Annotated in this window: 18 protein-coding genes; 8 read left to right on the plus strand and 10 right to left on the minus strand. The window is 68.6% G+C overall.

The features are described 5' to 3' along the window. Nucleotides 1-20: 20 nt before the first annotated feature. Nucleotides 21-1,154 (minus strand): CCA tRNA nucleotidyltransferase, encoded by a 1,134-nt coding sequence (locus ACLJK8_RS02020; protein WP_413148525.1) that lies wholly within the window; start codon nucleotides 1,152-1,154, stop codon nucleotides 21-23. 86 nt (nucleotides 1,155-1,240) lie between these two features. Next, nucleotides 1,241-1,888 (minus strand): NUDIX hydrolase, encoded by a 648-nt coding sequence (locus ACLJK8_RS02025; protein WP_413148331.1) that lies wholly within the window; start codon nucleotides 1,886-1,888, stop codon nucleotides 1,241-1,243. A 249-nt stretch (nucleotides 1,889-2,137) separates the two neighbouring features. Here ACLJK8_RS02025 and glyA point away from each other — a divergent pair, with 249 nt between their 5' ends. Further along, complete coding sequence (glyA, locus tag ACLJK8_RS02030) at nucleotides 2,138-3,433, plus strand: serine hydroxymethyltransferase (RefSeq protein ID WP_413148332.1); 1,296 nt, start codon at nucleotides 2,138-2,140, stop codon at nucleotides 3,431-3,433. Continuing rightward, nucleotides 3,433-4,800, plus strand: a complete 1,368-nt coding sequence (locus ACLJK8_RS02035) for an alginate lyase family protein (protein ID WP_413148333.1) — start codon at nucleotides 3,433-3,435, stop codon at nucleotides 4,798-4,800. The genes glyA and ACLJK8_RS02035 overlap by 1 nt, the downstream gene beginning before the upstream one ends. A gap of 142 nt (nucleotides 4,801-4,942) precedes the next feature. Here the strand turns inward: ACLJK8_RS02035 and ACLJK8_RS02040 are convergent, their stop codons facing one another. Then, nucleotides 4,943-6,979 (minus strand): PHA/PHB synthase family protein, encoded by a 2,037-nt coding sequence (locus ACLJK8_RS02040; protein WP_413148334.1) that lies wholly within the window; start codon nucleotides 6,977-6,979, stop codon nucleotides 4,943-4,945. Between the two features lie 112 nt (nucleotides 6,980-7,091). On the opposite strand from ACLJK8_RS02040, the gene ACLJK8_RS02045 reads away from it, so the two are divergent. Together ACLJK8_RS02045 and ACLJK8_RS02050 are read left to right on the plus strand one after the other, a co-directional pair. After that, nucleotides 7,092-7,589, plus strand: a complete 498-nt coding sequence (locus tag ACLJK8_RS02045) for a hypothetical protein (RefSeq protein ID WP_413148335.1) — start codon at nucleotides 7,092-7,094, stop codon at nucleotides 7,587-7,589. 22 nt (nucleotides 7,590-7,611) lie between these two features. After that, complete coding sequence (locus tag ACLJK8_RS02050) at nucleotides 7,612-8,808, plus strand: multidrug effflux MFS transporter (RefSeq protein WP_413148336.1); 1,197 nt, start codon at nucleotides 7,612-7,614, stop codon at nucleotides 8,806-8,808. 35 nt (nucleotides 8,809-8,843) lie between these two features. On the opposite strand, the gene ACLJK8_RS02055 is transcribed toward ACLJK8_RS02050, so the two are convergent. Beyond that, nucleotides 8,844-9,152, minus strand: a complete 309-nt coding sequence (locus ACLJK8_RS02055) for an antibiotic biosynthesis monooxygenase family protein (RefSeq protein ID WP_413148337.1) — start codon at nucleotides 9,150-9,152, stop codon at nucleotides 8,844-8,846. Nucleotides 9,153-9,291: 139 nt separating this feature from the next. Then, complete coding sequence (locus tag ACLJK8_RS02060) at nucleotides 9,292-10,032, minus strand: DUF1013 domain-containing protein (RefSeq protein WP_413148338.1); 741 nt, start codon at nucleotides 10,030-10,032, stop codon at nucleotides 9,292-9,294. A gap of 118 nt (nucleotides 10,033-10,150) precedes the next feature. Here ACLJK8_RS02060 and ACLJK8_RS02065 point away from each other — a divergent pair, with 118 nt between their 5' ends. Both ACLJK8_RS02065 and ACLJK8_RS02070 read left to right on the plus strand, forming a co-directional pair. Continuing rightward, entirely contained in the window at nucleotides 10,151-10,816 is a 666-nt protein-coding gene (locus tag ACLJK8_RS02065; protein WP_413148339.1) for a ribonuclease T2 family protein, read from the plus strand. Nucleotides 10,817-11,033: 217 nt separating this feature from the next. After that, on the plus strand, nucleotides 11,034-13,187 hold the full coding sequence (locus ACLJK8_RS02070; protein WP_413148340.1) for a TonB-dependent receptor domain-containing protein: 2,154 nt from the start codon (nucleotides 11,034-11,036) through the stop codon (nucleotides 13,185-13,187). Between the two features lie 53 nt (nucleotides 13,188-13,240). On the opposite strand, the gene ACLJK8_RS02075 is transcribed toward ACLJK8_RS02070, so the two are convergent. Together ACLJK8_RS02075 and ACLJK8_RS02080 are read right to left on the minus strand one after the other, a co-directional pair. Beyond that, on the minus strand, nucleotides 13,241-14,221 hold the full coding sequence (locus tag ACLJK8_RS02075; RefSeq protein ID WP_413148341.1) for an NAD(P)H-quinone oxidoreductase: 981 nt from the start codon (nucleotides 14,219-14,221) through the stop codon (nucleotides 13,241-13,243). A 168-nt stretch (nucleotides 14,222-14,389) separates the two neighbouring features. Then, nucleotides 14,390-15,232: a COQ9 family protein gene (locus ACLJK8_RS02080; RefSeq protein WP_413148342.1), complete on the minus strand. Its 843-nt coding sequence runs from the start codon at nucleotides 15,230-15,232 to the stop codon at nucleotides 14,390-14,392. Nucleotides 15,233-15,366: 134 nt separating this feature from the next. Here ACLJK8_RS02080 and rpsU point away from each other — a divergent pair, with 134 nt between their 5' ends. Beyond that, nucleotides 15,367-15,573 (plus strand): 30S ribosomal protein S21, encoded by a 207-nt coding sequence (gene rpsU, locus ACLJK8_RS02085; protein WP_140453348.1) that lies wholly within the window; start codon nucleotides 15,367-15,369, stop codon nucleotides 15,571-15,573. Nucleotides 15,574-15,772: 199 nt separating this feature from the next. Here the strand turns inward: rpsU and ACLJK8_RS02090 are convergent, their stop codons facing one another. Both ACLJK8_RS02090 and ACLJK8_RS02095 read right to left on the minus strand, forming a co-directional pair. After that, nucleotides 15,773-16,387 (minus strand): hypothetical protein, encoded by a 615-nt coding sequence (locus ACLJK8_RS02090; protein ID WP_413148344.1) that lies wholly within the window; start codon nucleotides 16,385-16,387, stop codon nucleotides 15,773-15,775. Between the two features lie 25 nt (nucleotides 16,388-16,412). Continuing rightward, nucleotides 16,413-16,565 (minus strand): aa3-type cytochrome c oxidase subunit IV, encoded by a 153-nt coding sequence (locus ACLJK8_RS02095; protein ID WP_413148345.1) that lies wholly within the window; start codon nucleotides 16,563-16,565, stop codon nucleotides 16,413-16,415. A gap of 238 nt (nucleotides 16,566-16,803) precedes the next feature. Between ACLJK8_RS02095 and ACLJK8_RS02100 the strand changes: the two genes are divergently transcribed. After that, a complete protein-coding gene (locus ACLJK8_RS02100; protein ID WP_413148346.1) occupies nucleotides 16,804-17,787 on the plus strand; it encodes an L-threonylcarbamoyladenylate synthase in 984 nt (327 codons plus the stop codon). A gap of 70 nt (nucleotides 17,788-17,857) precedes the next feature. On the opposite strand, the gene ACLJK8_RS02105 is transcribed toward ACLJK8_RS02100, so the two are convergent. Further along, entirely contained in the window at nucleotides 17,858-18,430 is a 573-nt protein-coding gene (locus tag ACLJK8_RS02105; RefSeq protein WP_413148347.1) for a YqgE/AlgH family protein, read from the minus strand. Nucleotides 18,431-18,489 lie beyond the last annotated feature (59 nt).

An 18,489-nucleotide genomic window follows, 5' to 3' on the forward strand; every position in this document is an offset into this window, starting at 1 on the left:
TTGACGCGGGTTGACCGGGGCTAATCGCCGGTTCCCGGCGCCTCGGCCCCGCCAAGTTGGCCAAGCAGTTCCTCCCGCGTCAGCGCGAAGTCCGACGCGATCCACGCGTGCTCAAGGCCGCGCAATGCCGCGCCGAGCGCCGGGCCCTGGAGGTCGAGATCGGCCGCGGCGACCGGAAGGCGCGCCGCGGCGCCCCGCGCGATCTCGGCGGAGAGACCCAGGTCCGGCGGCGCGCCGAGGCTCGCCGCGCGAATGAGCCCGGCGTCGAGCGCGGCTCGCGGCCCGAGGCGATAGGCAGCCTCCGCCGGCGCGGCCATGCCGAGCGCCGCCCGGATCGCCCGGAGATGCCGCGTCTCCGCCTTGGAGAGCCTCAGCCGGTCCCCCCAATCCTCTGCTTCGCCCAACGCCGCGAGCCGCCGCGTCCAATCCGGCGCGACGCCGGCGAGATCCTCCACCGTGACGAGCGGACCGAGCAGGCGCGGGTCGGCGCCGGGCAGGATGCGGGCGAGAATCCCGCTCGCCGCCATCGCCGCCACCGCCATCCCCGGCTCCGGAGCGGCGAGGAGCTTGCGCGTCTCCGCCCCGATCCGCTCGCGCGACAGGCCGTCGAGCCCCTCCTGCCCGGCCGCGCAGGCCGCCAGCCCCTCGGCGTCGAGCCCGCCGTCGGGATCGGCGTACCAGGCATGGAAGCGGAAGAAGCGCAGGATGCGCAGGTAATCCTCGGCGATGCGCCGCTCCGGATCGCCGACGAACCGGAGCCGCCGCGCCGCGAGATCGGCGATCCCCTGGCCGAGCGGATCGAGCACTTCGCCGGAGTCATCGGCGTAGAGGGCGTTCATCGTGAAGTCGCGCCGCGCGGCGTCCTCGGCGATCGACTCGGAGAAGGCGACGACCGCGTGGCGGCCGAAGGTCTCCACATCACGGCGGAAGGTCGTCACCTCATAGGGCGCGCCACGCAGGACCAGCGTCACCGTGCCATGGTCGATGCCGCTCGGCACCGCCTTGATCCGGTTCGCCTCGGCGAGTTCCAGCACACGCTCCGGCCGCGCGTCGGTCGCGATGTCGATATCCGTCGCCGCCGCGCCGATCAGCGCGTTGCGCACGCAGCCGCCGACGAAATAGGCCCGATGCCCGGCGCTGGCGAGCAGCGCCATGATCTTCGGGCCGCCGCCGCCGATCAGCCAGTCCGCCGCGACGCGCGTCCCCGGTGGCGCCCCCGCTCCCGTCGCCTCGGTCGCCCTCACGGCGCCCCGATCAGGTCGCCAAGCGTGATCAGCATCCGCGCCGTCGCCCCCCAGATGTAGTAGGGACCATAGGGGATCGCCACATAAATTCGCTCATGGCCCGACCAGACGCGGCGTTGCGTCCTTCGGTGCGCCGGATCGACGAGGAAGGCCAGCGGCACCTCGAAGACCTCCTCCACCTCGGACGGATCGATCCGGGGCTCGAATCCCGGGGCGACCAGCCCGACGAAGGGGGTGACGGAGAAACGCGTCACCGTCTCGTGCCGGTCGAAACAGCCGAGCACGCTCACCGACGCCGGGTCGAGCCCGATCTCCTCCCGCGCCTCGCGGAGCGCCGCGTGAAGCGGCGTCGGATCGCCGGGGTCCTGCTTGCCGCCCGGGAAGGCGATCTGGCCCGGATGATGCCTGAGCCGCGCCGCGCGCCGGGTCAGCACGACGCTGAGTTCCGCGCCGCGCTCGACCAGGGGCACCAGCACGGAGGCGGCGCTGAGCCGCCACGGCCCCGGCGGGCGCATGCCCGGATTGAGGTCGAAATCCGACGTGCCCGCGAACGCGCGGCCCGCGGGCGGACGAAGCGCCGCCGAGACGCGGGCGATGTTGAGCCGATGCTGGTCCATGCGATGACTGTCGAAATGCTTCGCCAAGAGGATGGTGTCCCGCCAACGGCGGTGCAACCCCCGCCCGCGCGGAATCCGCCCGGAGACCCCGCGCGAGACCCCGCGTCTGGGGCCCGCCGCGCCCGCGCCGCCCCTGCGCGAAATCCTGTCGCGAACGACGCGGCGGAGGGTGTAGTGTCGTACTAAAGCCGAGGGACGTTTTGCCGGGTTTCGCGCGATCCTTGATCGCGCTATCACCCGGGCAAGCCCGAACCCTCATGGCCCGGAGACCCGCCCGTGAAAGACACTCAGACCGACAGCGGCTTTTTCACCGAGAACCTCGGCTCACGCGATCCGGAGCTCGCCCAGGCGATCGGCAACGAGCTGACCCGCCAGCGCGACGAGATCGAACTCATCGCCTCGGAGAACATCGTGAGCCTCGCCGTCCTGCAGGCGCAGGGCTCGGTGATGACGAACAAATACGCCGAGGGCTATCCCGGACGGCGCTACTACGGCGGTTGCCAGTATGTCGATGTCGCCGAGGAACTCGCGATCGAGCGGGCGAAACGGCTCTTCGGCGCGGCCTATGCCAATGTCCAGGCCAATTCCGGCAGCCAGGCGAACCAGTCGGTGTTCCTGGCGCTGCTCAAGCCCGGCGACACCTTCCTCGCGATGGATCTCGCCTCGGGCGGCCACCTGACCCACGGCGCGAAGCCCAACATGTCGGGCAAGTGGTTCAAGGCGGTGCATTACGGCGTGCGCCAGCAGGACAGCCAGCTCGACTACGACCAGATGGAAGAACTCGCCCGGGAGCACAGGCCGAAGCTCATCATCGCCGGCGGCTCGGCGATCCCCCGCCAGATCGATTTCGCCCGCTTCCGCCAGGTGGCCGACGAGATCGGCGCCTTTCTCATGGTGGACATGGCGCATTTCGCGGGCCTCGTCGCGGGCGGCCAGCATCCGAACCCGATCGAGCACGCCCATGTCGTGACGACGACGACGCACAAGACCCTGCGCGGCCCTCGGGGCGGCATGGTGCTGACCAATGACGAGGCGATCGCGAAGAAGATCAACTCGGCGATCTTCCCCGGCCTGCAGGGCGGGCCGCTCATGCATGTGATCTCCGGCAAGGCGGTGGCCTTCGGCGAGGCGCTGCGCCCCGAGTTCTCGGAATACGCCGCGAGCGTGGTCGCCAATGCCAGGACGCTCGCCGAGACGCTGATGAAGGGCGGGCTCGACATCGTGACGGGCGGCACCGACACGCATCTGATGCTGGTTGACCTCCGGCCGAAGAACGTGACCGGTAAGGACGCGGAGACCGCGCTCGGCCGGGCGCATATCACCTGCAACAAGAACGGCATCCCCTTCGATCCGCAGCCGCCGACCGTGACCTCGGGCGTCCGCCTCGGCACGCCCGCCGGCACGACCCGCGGCTTCGGCGAGGCCGAGTTCCGCGAGATCGGCGAATTGATCGTCGAAGTGCTGGACGGGCTGGCGAAGAACGGCATCGACGGCAATGGCGAGGTGGAACAGAGCGTGAAGGCGCGGGTCCAGGCGCTCTGCGACCGTTTCCCGCTCTACCCGGGGCTCTGATGGGCCGGGCGCGCGACCCGCGCCCGAAACGCCCCGCGCGGCGGTTCGCCGCGCGGGCAGGCAGGGTGATCGGCACGACGATCTGCACGGCGCTTCTCGTCGCCCTGACCGCCGCGTCCGGCGGCGCGCTGGCGCAGGAGGCGCCGGACGCCGCGATGCCGAAGGCGATCAAGCGCTACACCGACACCCGCGCCGATTGTTTCCTGCCCGACGAGCGGCAGGATTACGACGAATGGATCGACCAGTTCCGCGAGACCATACCCGGCTGCGAGATCGGCGTGATCCCGCCGCAGCGCACGATCCAGTCCTACCGCGTCTACAAGCGGGGCTCGAACCGGGTCATCGACTGCTCGACGCTGCGCAAGAACGAATTCGGCACGCGCTTCCTCGACACCTATCTCGAGGAGGTCGTGTCGCGGAGCGAGGCGGCCGCCGACTCGCCCAAGGCGGCGGCCTGCGCCGCCAACATGCTCCACGCCTGGGCGGGCGCGGATGCGATGACGCGGCTCGGCGACGATGGCAACACGAACCAGAGTCAGCACAAGATCAGCTGGACGCTCGGCGGGCTGTCGGCGGCCTATTTCGCGCATCCCGAGGTGCGCGAGGCCGCGAGGGAGATCGCCACGGAGAACGGGACGGCCGATGACGAGATCATCGCCTGGTTCCGTGAGCTGACAGGCCCGGTCTCGGCGATGATCGACCGGGAGCGCAAGGCCAAGAACGAGGACAATCTCCAGTACTGGCGCGGCTATGCGATCCTGCCCACGGCCTTCATGGCCGAGGACGCGGAGCTGATGGCGCAGAGCCGCCGCGTCTTCGACGCCGCGCTCGACCAGGTGACGATGGGCTCGAAGGACCCGAGGAACGACGGCTTCCTGCCGCTCGAGATGGAGCGGGGCGACCGGTCGCTGCACTACCAGACCTATGCGAGCATGCCCGTTCTCGCCATGGCGATGATGTCCAAGGCGCGGGGCTGCGGCTTTCTCGAAAGCGACGCGCAGCGGGAACGCCTGACGCTGATGCTCAGCCGGGCGCTGGAGGGGCGCGCGCAGCCCCGGATCGTCGCCCGCCAGGTCGCGCGGTATTCGAAGAACGGCAAGGCGGTCGAACAGAAGAAGACCTCGACGGTGCGCGACGCCGCGCAGCTCATCTATCTCGCCTATCAGATCGACCCGGCGCTCTACGAGGCGGTCGATGCCAACCTCGCCGCCTTCATCGGCGAGCCCGCCCCGGTCTACAAACCCTCCGTTGGCCAGAAGGCGAGCTATGACCGGCTTGGCGGCGACTACCGGGCTCTGGCCAAGGCGGCGAAGCGCGACGGACCGCCACCGGCGCCACTCGCGGCGGTCTGCGAGGCCGGGGGCTGATCGGGCCGCGGGCTAAGGGCACCGGCCTGATGACCCCGGATCGGGACCCCGGAACCGAAAGCGCGGCGGGTGCGCTCGCGTGCAGATCCCGCCCCACTCTCAGCCCGATTGTCAGCACAGCCTGATATGGGCTCGGCGGAGCTTACTGGTCCTTGTCCGGCGCTTTCGCGCCGCGCCGCGCCCGAACGGTCCCAGCCGCGGATCTCGCAGCGGACTTCGGTCCAGGTTTGGCGGCCTTGGCGTCGGGCTTGGCGGCGGGTTTGGCGGCGGGTTTGGCCTCGGCCTTGACCTCGGGTTTGGCGGCCGGCTTGATCTCGGCCCCGACCTCCGCCCCCGCTTCCACCCTGCCCCCGGCCGCCTCGTCGTCGGCCTTGTCGAAGCGATGCTTCACGTAGCTGCCGGGAGCGGGTTCGACCACGCCATGCACCGCGCCGGGCTCCCGGGCCGGGACCATGCCACCCGAATGCTTCCCGAGCCAGGCGTCCCAGTCCACCCACCAACTGCCGGGCGTTTCCTCGGCGGCGGGCAGCCAGTTGTCGAGTTCCGCCCCGCTCATGTCAGGGTTGGTCCAGAACTGGTACTTGCCGAGCGCCGGCGGGTTGACCACGCCCGCGATATGGCCCGAGCCGGAAAGGACGAAGCGGAGGTCGGCCCCGGTCATTTCCTTCGCGCCGCGATAGACGGATGCCGCCGGCGCGATGTGATCCTCGCGCGTCGCCACGTGATAGACCGGCCCCTTGATGTCGGAAAGCGTCACCGGCACGCCGCGCACGCTGAAGGCGCCCTGCGCGAGCGCGTTCCGGACGTAGAACTGCTGCAGATAGAAGCCGTGCACCTTCGCCGGCATCGCGGTCGAATCCGCGTTCCAGTAGAGCAGGTCGAACGGAAACGGCTCCTTGCCGAGCATGTAGTTCGAGACGACATAGCCCCAGATCAGGTCATTGGCGCGCAGCATGTTGAACGCCTGCGCCATCTTGTCGGCGGGCATGTAGCCCTTGTGCATGTCCTCGTCGATCAGGCCGATCGTCTGCTCGTCGACGAGGATCTGCAATTCGCCGGCGTCCTCGAAATCGAGCTGGGCGGTGAAGAAGGTCGCCGAGGCGACGCGCTTGTCGCCGGTCTTGCCCATATAGGCGAGCATCGTGCCCGCGAGCGTGCCGCCGACGCAGTAGGAGGCGATGTTGAGGCTCTCCTGCCCGGTCTCCCGCAGCGCCTCGTCGATCGCCGCCGACATGCCGTTGAACATGTAGCTGTCCCAGGTCTCGCCGCCGTGCCGTTCGTCGGGGTTCACCCAGGAAATCATGAAGACGGTATGCCCCTGTTCCGTCAGCCATTTGACCAGGCTCTTCTTCGGATTGAGGTCCAGGACGTAGAACTTGTTGATCCAGGGCGGCACGATCAGGAGCGGCTTGGCGCGGACCTGCTCGGTCGTCGGCGCGTATTGTATGAGCTGAAGGATCTGGTTCTGCCAGATCACCGATCCGGGCGAGACGGCGGTGTTGCGCCCGACCTCGAAGGCGTCCATGTCGGTCTGGCGGATCAGGAGCTTGCCCTTCCCGCGCTCCAGATCCTCGAGCATCATCCGGAGCCCCCGGACCAGGTTGTCGCCCTTCTCGTTGAGCGTCGCCTCGAGCACTTCCGGGTTGAGCGCGAAGAAATTCGCCGGGTTCATCGCCTCGGCGAACTGGCGGGTGTAGAAGGTCGCCTTCTTGCGCTCCTTCGGGCTCATCTCGCCGACCGTCCCGACGGTGTCCTGAACGAAGCCCGAGGTCAGCAGATATGATTGCTTCAGATAGTCGAAGACCGCGTTCTCGCTCCAGTCCTTGTGGGCGAAGCGCTTGTCGGCCTTCATCATGTGCGGCAGGTCGATCTTCTCCGGCACGTCCTTCGCACCGAGCCAGCGCAGCATCGAATGCTGCCAGAGCGCGCTCTGCGCCGACCAGTATTCGAGCGTCTTGTCCGCGACCTGTTTGGGGTTGTCCCAGATCTGCCGGTAAAGCTCGGCGAAGGTCGGAAAGGTGTTGAGCGGGTCGATGTGGCGCGGCGCGCCTTCCTGCATCTGCGCTTCCAGGAATTTCTGCCAGATCTGACCCGAGATGTCGAAGACCTCGGCCATGTTCTGCGCGACATGCTGCCCCTGCTCGGCGAGCGTCTGATCGTCCTTGGCATCCGCGGGCATTGGTTTCCCCTTCTGGCATGATCCGGCGAGCTTGCCGCCCGGCTTCGGCATCGATAGTCTGCGCCGCCGATACTACTGGCACCGCCATGGGCGCGCCAGCGACGAAACACCAATGCGCGGGACCGACATGCCATCCTCCGGCACCCTTCCGGGCCGGTTTTCTCCCGGCTCCCGGCCCGGCCGCGGACGGACCCGTCCCGGCCCGGCCGGCCTCGCGGCGGTCGTCATCGCGGGTTGCCTCTCGGGGCTGCTCGCGGGCTGCGAGGCCCCGCCCGAGGCGCGGTTTCCGATCTCCGAGAAAGCGGCGGCGCTTCCGCATCCCGAGCTTGGCGAGACGGCGCGCTTCGGCCGTGTCGCCGAGCAATCGGGCACCACCGCGGAGAGCATCGACGCCGAGCGGGCCGCTCTCGCCGCGCGGGCGGAGAGCCTGCGTGCCCGGGCCGCCGAGCTTTCCGGCCCGATCATCGACGAGGAGAACCTCGCGCGACTGGCGACCGCGCGCGACGAAGGCATCGCGCCCCCGACGCCGTCCGAGGCGGCCCCATCCGAGCCAGCCGCGTCCGATCCACCGCCAGCCGAGCCCCTATCAGCCGAACCGCCAGCCGAATAACTCCCCAGCCGACAGGTTTCCGATGCTCTCCGATTTCGCCAAGAATGCGATCATCCTCGGCCTGCTCGGCGCCGTCGGCCCGTTCGCGATCGACATGTATCTCCCGGCGATGCCGACGATCGCCGCCGATCTCGGCACGACGACGGCGGCGACGCAGATGACGCTGATGGTCTTCTTCCTCGCCTTCGGCCTCTGCCAGCTGATCTACGGACCGGTCTCCGACATGACGGGCCGCCGCCCGCCGCTGCTCTTCGGGCTGGTGCTCTTCGGCTTCGCCTCGCTGGCCTGCGCGGTCGCGCCCTCGATCGAATGGCTGATCCTCGCGCGCTTCCTGCAGGGCGTCGGCGCCTCGGCGGTGATGGTGATCCCGCGCGCGATCATCCGCGACCGCTACCGCGGGATCGAGGCGACGCGGATGATGGCGCTCGTCATGCTGGTGATCAGCATCGGGCCGATGCTGGCGCCGCTGATGGGCAGCCTGCTGATTCTCGCCTTCGGCTGGCGCTCGGTCTTTCTCGGCATCCTCGCGGCCGGGCTCGTCAGCCTCTATCTGGTGATCTTCGTCCTGAAGGAGACGCATCCGAGCGAGAAGCGCGTGGCGCTCAGCTTCGCCGCCCTCAGGGCCGGTTTCGGCACGCTGATCCGCGATCCGGTCTTCATCGGCCTCAGCTGCATCGGCGGGCTCGGCATGGCGAGCTTCTTCGCCTTCCTCGCCGCGTCCTCCTTCCTCTACATCGAGCGTTTCGGACTGACGCCGCTCCAGTACAGCATCGCCTTCTCGACGAACGCGATCGGCTTCTTCGCCGCCTCGCAGTTCGCGGCGCGGCTCGGCGCGCGGCATGGCCCGGTCAAGGTGGTGAAGACCGCCGTCGCGGGCTACGCGGTGGCCATGCTGGCGCTGCTCGCGATCACGCTCGCCGGCGTCGACAGCCTGCCGGTGCTGATGGCGCTGCTGTTCGGCGGCTTCGCCTTCCTCGGCCTGGTGATCCCGACCGCGATGATCCTCGCGCTCGAGGAACATGGCGAGATCGCGGGCATCGCCTCGGCGCTCGGGGGTACGTTGCAGATGGTGCTGGGCGCGCTCTCGATCGTGGTGGTGAGCGCGCTCTCGAACGGCACGGCGCTGCCGATGGTTGGAACGATCGCCGGTTGCGCCACGATCGCCTTCATCCTGTCGCGAACCACCCTGCGCCGCCTCGGCACCGGCGCGGTCCTTTAAAGCGGCGCCCCGCCGAGCCGGCGATCAGGGAGCCGTCAGGACTCCATCACCGTCTCGAACCCCTCGAACCGGGGCCCGCCGACATAGAGCGGCTTGCGCTCGCCCGCGCCGGCATGGGCGTGGCGGAACTGCTCGGAGCGGGTCCAGGCCTCGAAGGCGGCGCGGTCCTCCCAGAAGGAATGCGAGATATAGAGCGTATGCTCCTCCGTGCTCGGCCCCTTCAGGAGCCGGAAGCTCCTGAACCCCGGCACCTCGTGAAGCCGGCTGTCGCGGTTGCGCCAGGCGTCCTCGAAGGCCGCCTCGGAGCCCGGGACGATCCGGAACCGGTTCATTGCCACGAACATGCTTCACCTCCTGACTTGACCCGCGCCCCTCCGCGGGGCGTCGCGCCCCGCACCATCGCCAAGCCGGGCCGTCGCCGCAACCCCGACGAAAAAGCCCCGCGCGACGCGGGGCTCTTCGGTGGATGCGCGGCGAGTGGGCTCAATCCTCGTCGTCATCCTCGGCGGGGGCGAGCCCCGCGAACAGGCTCTCGGCATCGGCCTTGGCATCCTCGCGCGTGCGCTCGCCGCCGCCGCCGATCTTGAAGTTCTCAAGCCCGGAGATGTTGGAGGGAATCCGCGTGTCCGCGTCCTGGCTGAGCGATTCCTGGGTCGAGACCAGCTTCATGCGCTCTGCGTCGGTCATCACCTCGTCCTTGCCCTGCTTCGCCACGGCCTTGGCGACCGCGATGTCGAGCTCGGACTGCTTGCACATGCCGAGCGCCACCGGATCGACCGGCGAGATATTGGCGATGTTCCAGTGCGTGCGCTCGCGGATCGACTCGATCGTCGGCTTGGTCGTGCCGACCAGCTTCGCGATCTGCCCATCCGAAAGCTCGGGGTGGAACTTGACGAGCCAGGCGATCGCCGCCGGCCGGTCCTGCCGCTTCGAGAGCGGGGTGTAGCGCGGACCCTTGCGCTTCTGCTCGCCCTCCGCGGCCGGGTTGCGCCAGAGCCTGAGGGTCGCACGCGGGTCCTTCTCGCAGCGTGCGATCTCCTCGGCGGTCAGCTGCCGGTTGGCGATCGGATCGAAACCCTTGATCCCCTGAGCCACCTCGCCATCGGCGATACCGTTGACCTCAAGCTCGTGAAGGCCGCAGAATTCGGCGATCTGCCGGAAGGTGAGCGTGGTGTTCTCCACCAGCCAGACGGCGGTCGCGCGTTGCATCAATGGAAGCGCCATGAGCCGAATCTCCTCCTGTCGAACAAAACTCTCCCCGAGCCGAAAACTCGGGGGTGCCGGAGCACGCGAAACGGTCTTCGTGGGGAATGCGCCTCGCTATATAGGGGTTGTCTCGCGAATGATAAAGGGGCTTCGCAGGCCAGCCGCGTCGAACCTGCTCGCGGGGCTTCTGATCGCGGGCGCGATGACGGCCCCGGCCGGGCCCGCGCGGGCGCAACCAGCCGGCGATTTCGACTATTACGTGCTCGCCCTCAGCTGGAGCCCGACCTGGTGCGCGAACGAGGTCGCCGCCGGCGATCCGCCGGAGCAGTGCGCCCCGGAGCGTAAGCTCGGCTTCACCCTGCACGGGCTCTGGCCGCAATACGCGGACGGCGGCTGGCCGGAATACTGCGACACCCATGCGCGAGACCCGTCCCGGGGCCAGTCCGCGGCGATGAGCGACATCATGGGCTCTCGGGGACTGGCCTGGTATCAGTGGAAGAAGCACGGGCGCTGTTCCGGCCTCGCGGCGGATGACTACTACGGCCTGTCGCGGCGCGCCTTCGAGCGGATCAGCCTGCCCGAGATCGGCGGCGAGATGCTGGCCAATGTGATCGAATTCGACTTCATCGCGCAGAACCCCTGGCTCCAGCCCGACGACCTGATCGTGACCTGCGCCGACGGCAAGCTTCGCGAGGTGCGGATCTGCCTGTCGCGCGATCTCGAGCCCCAGGCCTGCGCGCGCGACGTTCAGGAGGACGGCTGCCGGGGCGACCGCCCGCTGACCATCCCGCCGATCCCCTGATCCCGACCCCCGCGGCGATGCGTCGCCATCGCGCCGGTTCCGGCGGCCGGTCCCGTGCGCGGCCGGTAGCCATCCTGCCCATGATGCGTCGGTACAACAGTCCGAACCGTTTCGTCTCGATTTAAGTTGACTGTTTCAGTCATGAATCGCTAACGGGATCTGGTACCCACCCGGTCGCGGTCGCCGCCGCGCCCTCCCCTGAAAGGACTTCCCCCCCATGAGAGGAGACCACGGTCCCCGACTTCGCGATCTTCTGGGAGCCAGCCTTCTAGCCACCGGATATCTGTCCATTCCCGCCCACGGGCAGGATATCCCGCTCGAGACCACCCCGCTCGAGACCGCCCCCGTCGCGGACGAGACCTTCGTGCTCGACGAGATGGTCGTCACCGCTTCCGGCTACCAGCAGACCGTCACCGAGGCTCCCGCGAGCATCTCGGTGATCCCCCGCGAGGAACTGGAGACCGGCTCCTTCCGCGACCTGACCGACGCGGTGCGCCGCGCGCAGGGCGTAACCGTGACAGGAGTTGCGAACGAGAGCGACATCCTGATCCGCGGTCTGCCGGGCAGCTACACGCTGATCCTGGTCGACGGCGTTCGCCAGGGCACGCGCGAATCGCGTACCAACGGCAGCGCCGGCGTCGAGCAGCGGCTGATCCCGCCGCTCGAAGCCATCGAGCGCATCGAGGTTCTGCGCGGCCCGGCATCCACCCTCTACGGCTCCGACGCCGTGGGCGGCGTCATCAACATCATCACCCGCAAGGTGGCGGAAGAACCGGTCTATTCGCTGACCTTCGAACAGACCTTCCAGGAAGATCGCGACTACGGCGACACCACCATCGGGCGGGTCTACGCCTCGGTTCCGCTCGTCGGAGACAGGCTCGGCCTGCAGGTCTGGGGCAGCGCGCTCGGCCGCGACGAGGACGAGATCCTCGACGGCACCGCCGACCGCGAGGATTACGACATCGGCGGCCGATTGACCTGGGCGCCGAACGCGGAGAACGCCTTCATGCTCGACGCCGGCATCTCCCGGCTGCGGAACGAGTACAATCCCGGCGCCAGCCTCGACGAAACCTCGGGGCAAAGCACGAGCCACAACGAGCGCGACTACTTCCGGCTGAGCCACGAAGGTACCTATTCCTGGGGCCAGACCTTCCTCTCGGCGCAGACCGAAACCGGCGAGCGCACCAACTACGCCGAGGAAGTCCCGGGCGCTGGCCTCGTCGAGAACCTCCGCAGCCCCGAGGTCCGCAACAACGTCTTCGACGCGCGCACGGTGATCCCGCTCTCCTTCGCGGGCGACCACACGCTCAGCGTCGGCGGCCAGTATTTCGACGCGATCATCAACGACCAGAACCCGGGCCTTCGCGACCTGGAAGACCGGGAATACTCGGCCTATCAATGGGCGCTCTTCGCCGAGGACGAATGGTGGATCACCAACAGCTTCGCGCTGACCGCCGGCCTCCGGATGGACAACCACGAGACTTATGGCGAGCATTTCTCGCCCCGGCTCTACGGCGTCTACAACCTGTCGAGCAACTTCACGCTCAAGGGCGGCGTCTCGACCGGCTTCCGCGCTCCCGAGATCCGCAACGTGGCGCCGGGCTATGCCTATACGACGGGCGGCGGCGGCTGTTTCTACGGGCCGGAGGACGAGCTCCCCGAGGGCCTGAACCCCTGCGCCGTCATCCTCGCGAGCGACGATCTCGAACCCGAAACCTCGGTCAACTACGAGGCGGCGCTGCTCTATGACAACCTGTCGAACTTCTCGGCCGGCGCGACGCTGTTCTTCACCAAGTTCGAGGACAAGATCAGCAACGAGCGCGTCTACAACGAAGACGGCTCCTTCGCACGGTGGGAAGAGGACCCGAACTACACGCTCTTCCGCAACTTCAATATCGACGAAGCGGAGATCAAGGGCATCGAACTGACGGCGAGCTACAGCCCGACCGACACGATCGCGATCAGTGCGAACTACACCTACACCGATTCCGAGCAGAAGACCGGCACCTATGCCGGTCTGCCGCTGACCCGGACGCCGGAGCACGCCGGCAACATCCGGGTGGACTGGCAGACGCCGATCCCGGAGCTTTCGACCTACGCGGCCGGCTACTACATCGGCGATCAGCTGAACGCCGGGCTCCGGATCGGCGACGCGGGCGAGCCCGTCTACGCGGATGACGGCGTCACGGTGCTCGCGCGCGAGTATCCGGGATACTTCACGGGCGACATCGGCGCGACCTACCGTCTCAACGAGACCGTGACGCTGAACGGCGGCGTCTACAACGTCGGCGACGTCGCCGGCGCGCCCGAGGAGTACAACTCCATCGTCGAGGGCCGGCGCTACTGGTTCTCGGTCAACGCGACGTTCTGAGCGGGCCGATCCGACGCGGAAGGCCGGTCCATCGCGGGCCGGCCTTTCCCGTTTCAGACGACGCTGAGCACGATCTTCCCGACATGGGCGGAGCTTTCCATCCGCGCATGCGCCTCCGCCGCCTCCTCGAGCGGGAAGACCCGGTCCATCACCGGCGCGATCCGGCCCGAGGCGAGATGGGGCCAGACCTCGCGCTCCAGCGCCTCGGCGATCCGGGCCTTGCTCTCGATCGACTGGGGACGCAGCGTCGAGCCGGTGAGCGTCAGCCGCTTCGACATCACGAGCGCGAAGTTGAGCTCGACCTTCGACCCGCCGAGGAAGGCGATCATCACCATCCGCCCGTCGGGCGCCAGCGCCCGGACGCCGCGCGGGATGTAGTCGCCGCCGACCATGTCGAGGATCAGGTTCACCCCCTGCCCGCCGGTCGCCTGTTTCACCACCTCGACGAAATCTTCCTCGCGGTAGTTGATCGCGATCTCGGCGCCAAGATCGCGGCAGGCGGCGCATTTCTCCGCGGATCCCGCGGTCGCGAAGACCCGCGCGCCCCTGAGCGCGGCGAGCTGGATCGCCGTCGTGCCGATGCCCGACGAGCCGCCGTGGACGAGAAAGCTCTCGCCCGCCTGGAGACGCCCACGTTCGAAGACATTGCTCCAGACGGTGAAAAAGGTCTCGCAGAGCGCCGCCGCCTCGGTCATCGTCAGATCGCCGGGGACGGGAAGCGCATGGGCCTCGGACGTCACCACGTATTCGGCGTAACCCCCGCCCGGCAGCAGGGCGCAGACCGGATCACCGACCCGCCAGCGGGTGACGCCGGGTCCGACCTCGGCGACCACGCCCGCGCATTCGAGCCCGGGCAGGTCGGAGGCGCCCGGCGGCGGTGCATAGGCGCCCGCGCGTTGCAGCGCATCCGGCCGGTTCACGCCCGCGGCATGCACCGCGATCAGGATCTCGCCCGCGCCCGGCACCGGCGTCTCCCGCTCGGCAAGCCTCAGCACCTCCGGTCCGCCCGGCTCCGTGATCTCGATCACCCGCACGCCGTTCCTCCATTCCTCTGTTCATTCGCAACGGCGTAACACAGGGTGGCCGGCGCCCCCACTGGCCGTTGGTCGCAACTTTTCGACGTTCCGCCGATTTCCTCGCGGTGCCGGTCGCGGCTGGTGCCGTCGCGTTCCCTCCGGCCGCGTTCGGCGGATGCGCCCCCGTCAGTCTTTCTGCCAGCCCGGCAGATCGCGCGGCGGCAGGTCCACCGGCGGGCGCACATGGGCGAGCAGCTTCCGGGGGCCACTCAGCACGGCCTGTGCGAAGGGATTGGCGCGCAGCTTCGCCTTCGCCTTCTCAAAGCGCATCAGATCGTCGATCCGGCGCCGGGTGAAATCGCGGGTCCGCGGGAAACCGGGCTCGTCGTCGCCGAGCCAGTAGAGCAGCACCGAGGAATAGATCGCCGAGAGCGTCGCCCGCTTGGAGTACCAGTTGTAGTCGTCGCTGGTGTCCCCGAGCACGTTCCAGATCGTGTCCGCGGTGTGCCAGAGCGCGCGGGCGCCCTCGGCCGCGTAGGGCGGCAGGGCGAAAAGGGCGGCGCCCCGACGAACCGCGTCCTTCTCGGTCGCCACCAGATCGAGGCGGGTGTCGATCGCGACCGCGACCTTGTCGCGGAACCGGAGCCCTTCGAGGTCCATCGCCGCGATCCGTCCCGCGAGGGCCTTGTCGCGTGTGTTGTGGAAGGCGATCAGGAGGTCGAGGCCGCCCCGCGGAAACTCGAACCGCGCGAGCCCCGGCTCGATGCCCGCGTCCTGGGTGGCGAACCTCAGGGTTTTCTCGGTCCAGCCGTCGAAGGGAACATGCGGCAGCGCGGCGGCGATCAGCCGGGCACGCAGGTCCGCGCCCGCCCCCGCCTCATCGGCGCCATCGGAGGGTTGGGCCTTCGGATCACGGGACGAATCGCCAAGAGAATCACCAGGCGGCGCGTCGGTCGAGGCATTCGTAGAACCACTGGCCGGATCACCGGACGTCCGGGCTTCCTGGGGTTTCTCGGGCGAATCGGGCATGCACGCTCCTTCATCCGGTCGCTCCGACCGGCGCATCGAACTCGAGCTGACAGGTGGACAGAACCTGTCTGATCCCCTATATAGCGCGCTCCTGCCGATTTTCGAAACGCTAGACTGGAAGGTGGTGACTACACGTGCAGGTAATGGTTCGTGACAACAACGTCGATCAGGCGCTCCGTGCTCTCAAGAAGAAGCTGCAGCGCGAAGGCGTGTTCCGCGAGATGAAGCTGAAGCAGCATTTCGAGAAGCCCTCCGTCAAGAAGGCTCGCGAAAAGGCCGAGGCGGTGCGTCGCGCGCGCAAGCTGGCGCGCAAGAAGATGCAGCGCGAAGGTCTGCTCTGAGGCTACTCCAGACCATACGAATGCTCGCGCGGCCCGAACGCCGCGCTCCGCCAGAACCCCCGGGGCCCCGCCTCGGGGGTTTTTCGTCGAGGGGCGTCACGTGCGCCGGGCAGGTCCGCGCGTCAGGGTTTCGGGCTCTTCCGGTCGGTCCTCCGCGGGGAGGCGACGGCGCTCCCGATCCGCTCAGACCTGCTCCCCCTCACGCCTTCGGCCCCGGCGCCGCGGCGTCCTCCTGTTCCCAGACCTTGTTCTGCCCCTCGTCGGTTTCGTAGATCCGCCGCGTCTCCACGCCCGGAATGACGGCGAAATCCTCGCGAATCGATTCGGGGAAGAAGGTCGTGCCGACGCCCGTGAAGGGTGGCACCGTCTGGACAACGCGGCTGACGGCGATCGCGCATTCCATCTTCAGGCTCTGGCCGTAGGCCATCGCATTCGCGAGAATCCTGTCCGCCTGTTCCTTCGTCACCGACACGCGCTGGATCTCGACGAAATAGTCGAAACGCGCGTGATAGCGCTCGTAGTAATCCACGAAACGCGGCGTCATGCCGTAGTGGATGTCGCCCGCGCGGGGCAGATCCGGATGGGTGAAGGTCCCGGCGGGATCGAACAGCACCTGCTGGTCGCCGTTGATCAGGAGGCCCGAATGCGCGGAACTCCCCGAGCGCTCGTCCACCATGGACATGAGCGTGATCGAGGGCTGCTCGGAGCTCACATACCGGGCGCGCGCGATCTCGTCGGGGGTCGCGGGCGTGTAGATCTCGCAGCCGGACAGCACGGCCGCGGCGAGCACGGACAGCAGAAGTCGGATCAGCACCGTGAACGAACTTTCCCGGGATGGCTCAGCTGTTGAACAGCGCGAGGAAGATGAGCACGAGGATCGCGCCGCCGAAGAGATAGACCCAGAACCGCATGAAGGCCGCGAACATCCTTTCGTGCTCCTTGATGTCCATCGTCCCGGGAACATGCTCGGTCGTGGGGTGATGCTCGGCCATTCGTGAACTCCGTCGTCTTCGTACCCCTCGCCGGGGCTCGCGGCACTCTAGCGTCCCGAGGCGCCGCTGTCAGCGCCAATCGGTACCTCGCGCGCGGCCCCGGGACTCTCCATCACACGCGCGATTGTGCGCGCGCACGCGGCCTTCGCGCTTTTCGCGCGCGCGGCGAAAGGGTACACATACGAACGAGGCCAGCCCGGGGGCGGCGGGCTGCCACGCGGGGGACGCCTTGGACCTCATGAACACGATCATGCTATCGGACACGCCCCGCGGCGTTCGGGCGGCGGTGGGCATACTGCGTCAGGGCGGGACAGTGGCCTTCCCGACCGAGACCGTCTACGGCCTCGGCGGGGATGCGACCAATGATCAGGCGGTCGCGCGGATCTTCGCCGCCAAGGGACGGCCCAGCTTCAACCCGCTGATCGTCCATGTGAGCGACCTCGCCCAGGCCGAGGCGATCACCGAGATGTCGTCGGAGGCGCGCGCGCTCGGCGCCGCCTTCTGGCCGGGGCCGCTCACGCTGGTCCTGCCGCGTCGGGCGGCGTCCGATCTGTCGGAACTCGCCACGGCCGGCCTGCCGACGGTCGCGATCCGGGTGCCCGACCACGATCTCGCGCGGCGGCTCCTTGGCGAGTTCGGCGGTCCGCTGGCCGCGCCCTCGGCCAATCTCTCCGGCCGGGTCAGCGCGACGCGGCCCGAGCACGTGATGGACGGGCTCGATGGCCGGATCTCCGGCGTCTTCGACGCCGGTCCGACCCGGGTCGGGCTCGAATCGACGATTCTCGCCTTCGACGGCGACATCCCCGTGCTGCTCCGCCCCGGCGGCCTCCCGGTCGAGGCCATCGCCGAGGCGCTCGGCCGCCCGGTCGACACCCGCGCGGCGCGCCACATCACCGCGCCGGGCCAGCTCGCCTCGCATTACGCGCCGCGTGCGCGGCTGCGGCTCGAAGCGTCGGGTCCGGGGCCGGACGAGGTCTGGCTGGGGTTCGGTCCGGTCTCGGTGCTGCGGCCGGGGCTGAACCTGTCGCCGAGCGGTGACCTCATGGAAGCGGCGGCGAATCTCTTCGCGCATCTGCGCGCCGCGGATGCGCTCGCCACGGAGACAGGCGTCCGGCGGATCGCGGTCGCGTCCGTGCCGCGCACCGGCCTCGGTCTCGCGATCAACGACAGGCTCGAAAGGGCGGCGGCGCCGCGACCGGAGGATTACGCCGCGGCCCTGTGAACCCGCGGTCTTCAGGCCCTGTGGTCCGCGCGATCTCCGGGCGTGGCTTCCGCGGCGGCATACCCGACGATCACGCCCGGCCGCCCTCGGCTGAGAGAAGCCGCGGATCGATCGAGATCGAACGCAGCGCCCCGGCCCATTTCGCGTCGTCGTCGCTCCCGAAGACGAGATCCTCCGTTCCGGGCGCGGTCAGCCAGCCATTGGCCTGGATCTCGGCCTCGAGCTGCCCCGGTCCCCAGCCCGAGTAGCCCAGCGCGAGCAGGGCGCTGTTCGGACCCTGGCCGTTCGCGATGTCGCGCAGGATGTCCACGGTCGCGGTCATCGCGAAATCCTCGTTCACCCTGAGGCTCGATTCCTCGACGTGATACTCGCCCGAATGCAGCACGAAGCCCCGGCCATGCTCCACCGGGCCGCCGAAATGCACCCGCGTCTCGGGCATCATCGCGCCCTGGGGAATCTCGAGCTGTTCGAGCAGGTCGGAGAACCGCAGGTCGGTCGCGGGCTTGTTGACGATCAGCCCCATCGCCCCCCGCTCCGAATGCGCGCAGACGAAGACGAGCGCGCGTTCGAATCTGGGATCTCCCATGCCCGGCATGGCAATGAGGACCTGTCCCACGAGAAAGCTGGCTTCGGCACTGTTCATCGAGGCAAAGGTAAACCCAAGCCACGCTTTTACAATGGACAATCATCAGATCGCGCCCG

Source organism: Amaricoccus sp. W119 (genome assembly GCF_047275745.1).
In the GTDB taxonomy this organism is placed as follows: Bacteria; Pseudomonadota; Alphaproteobacteria; order Rhodobacterales; family Rhodobacteraceae; genus Amaricoccus.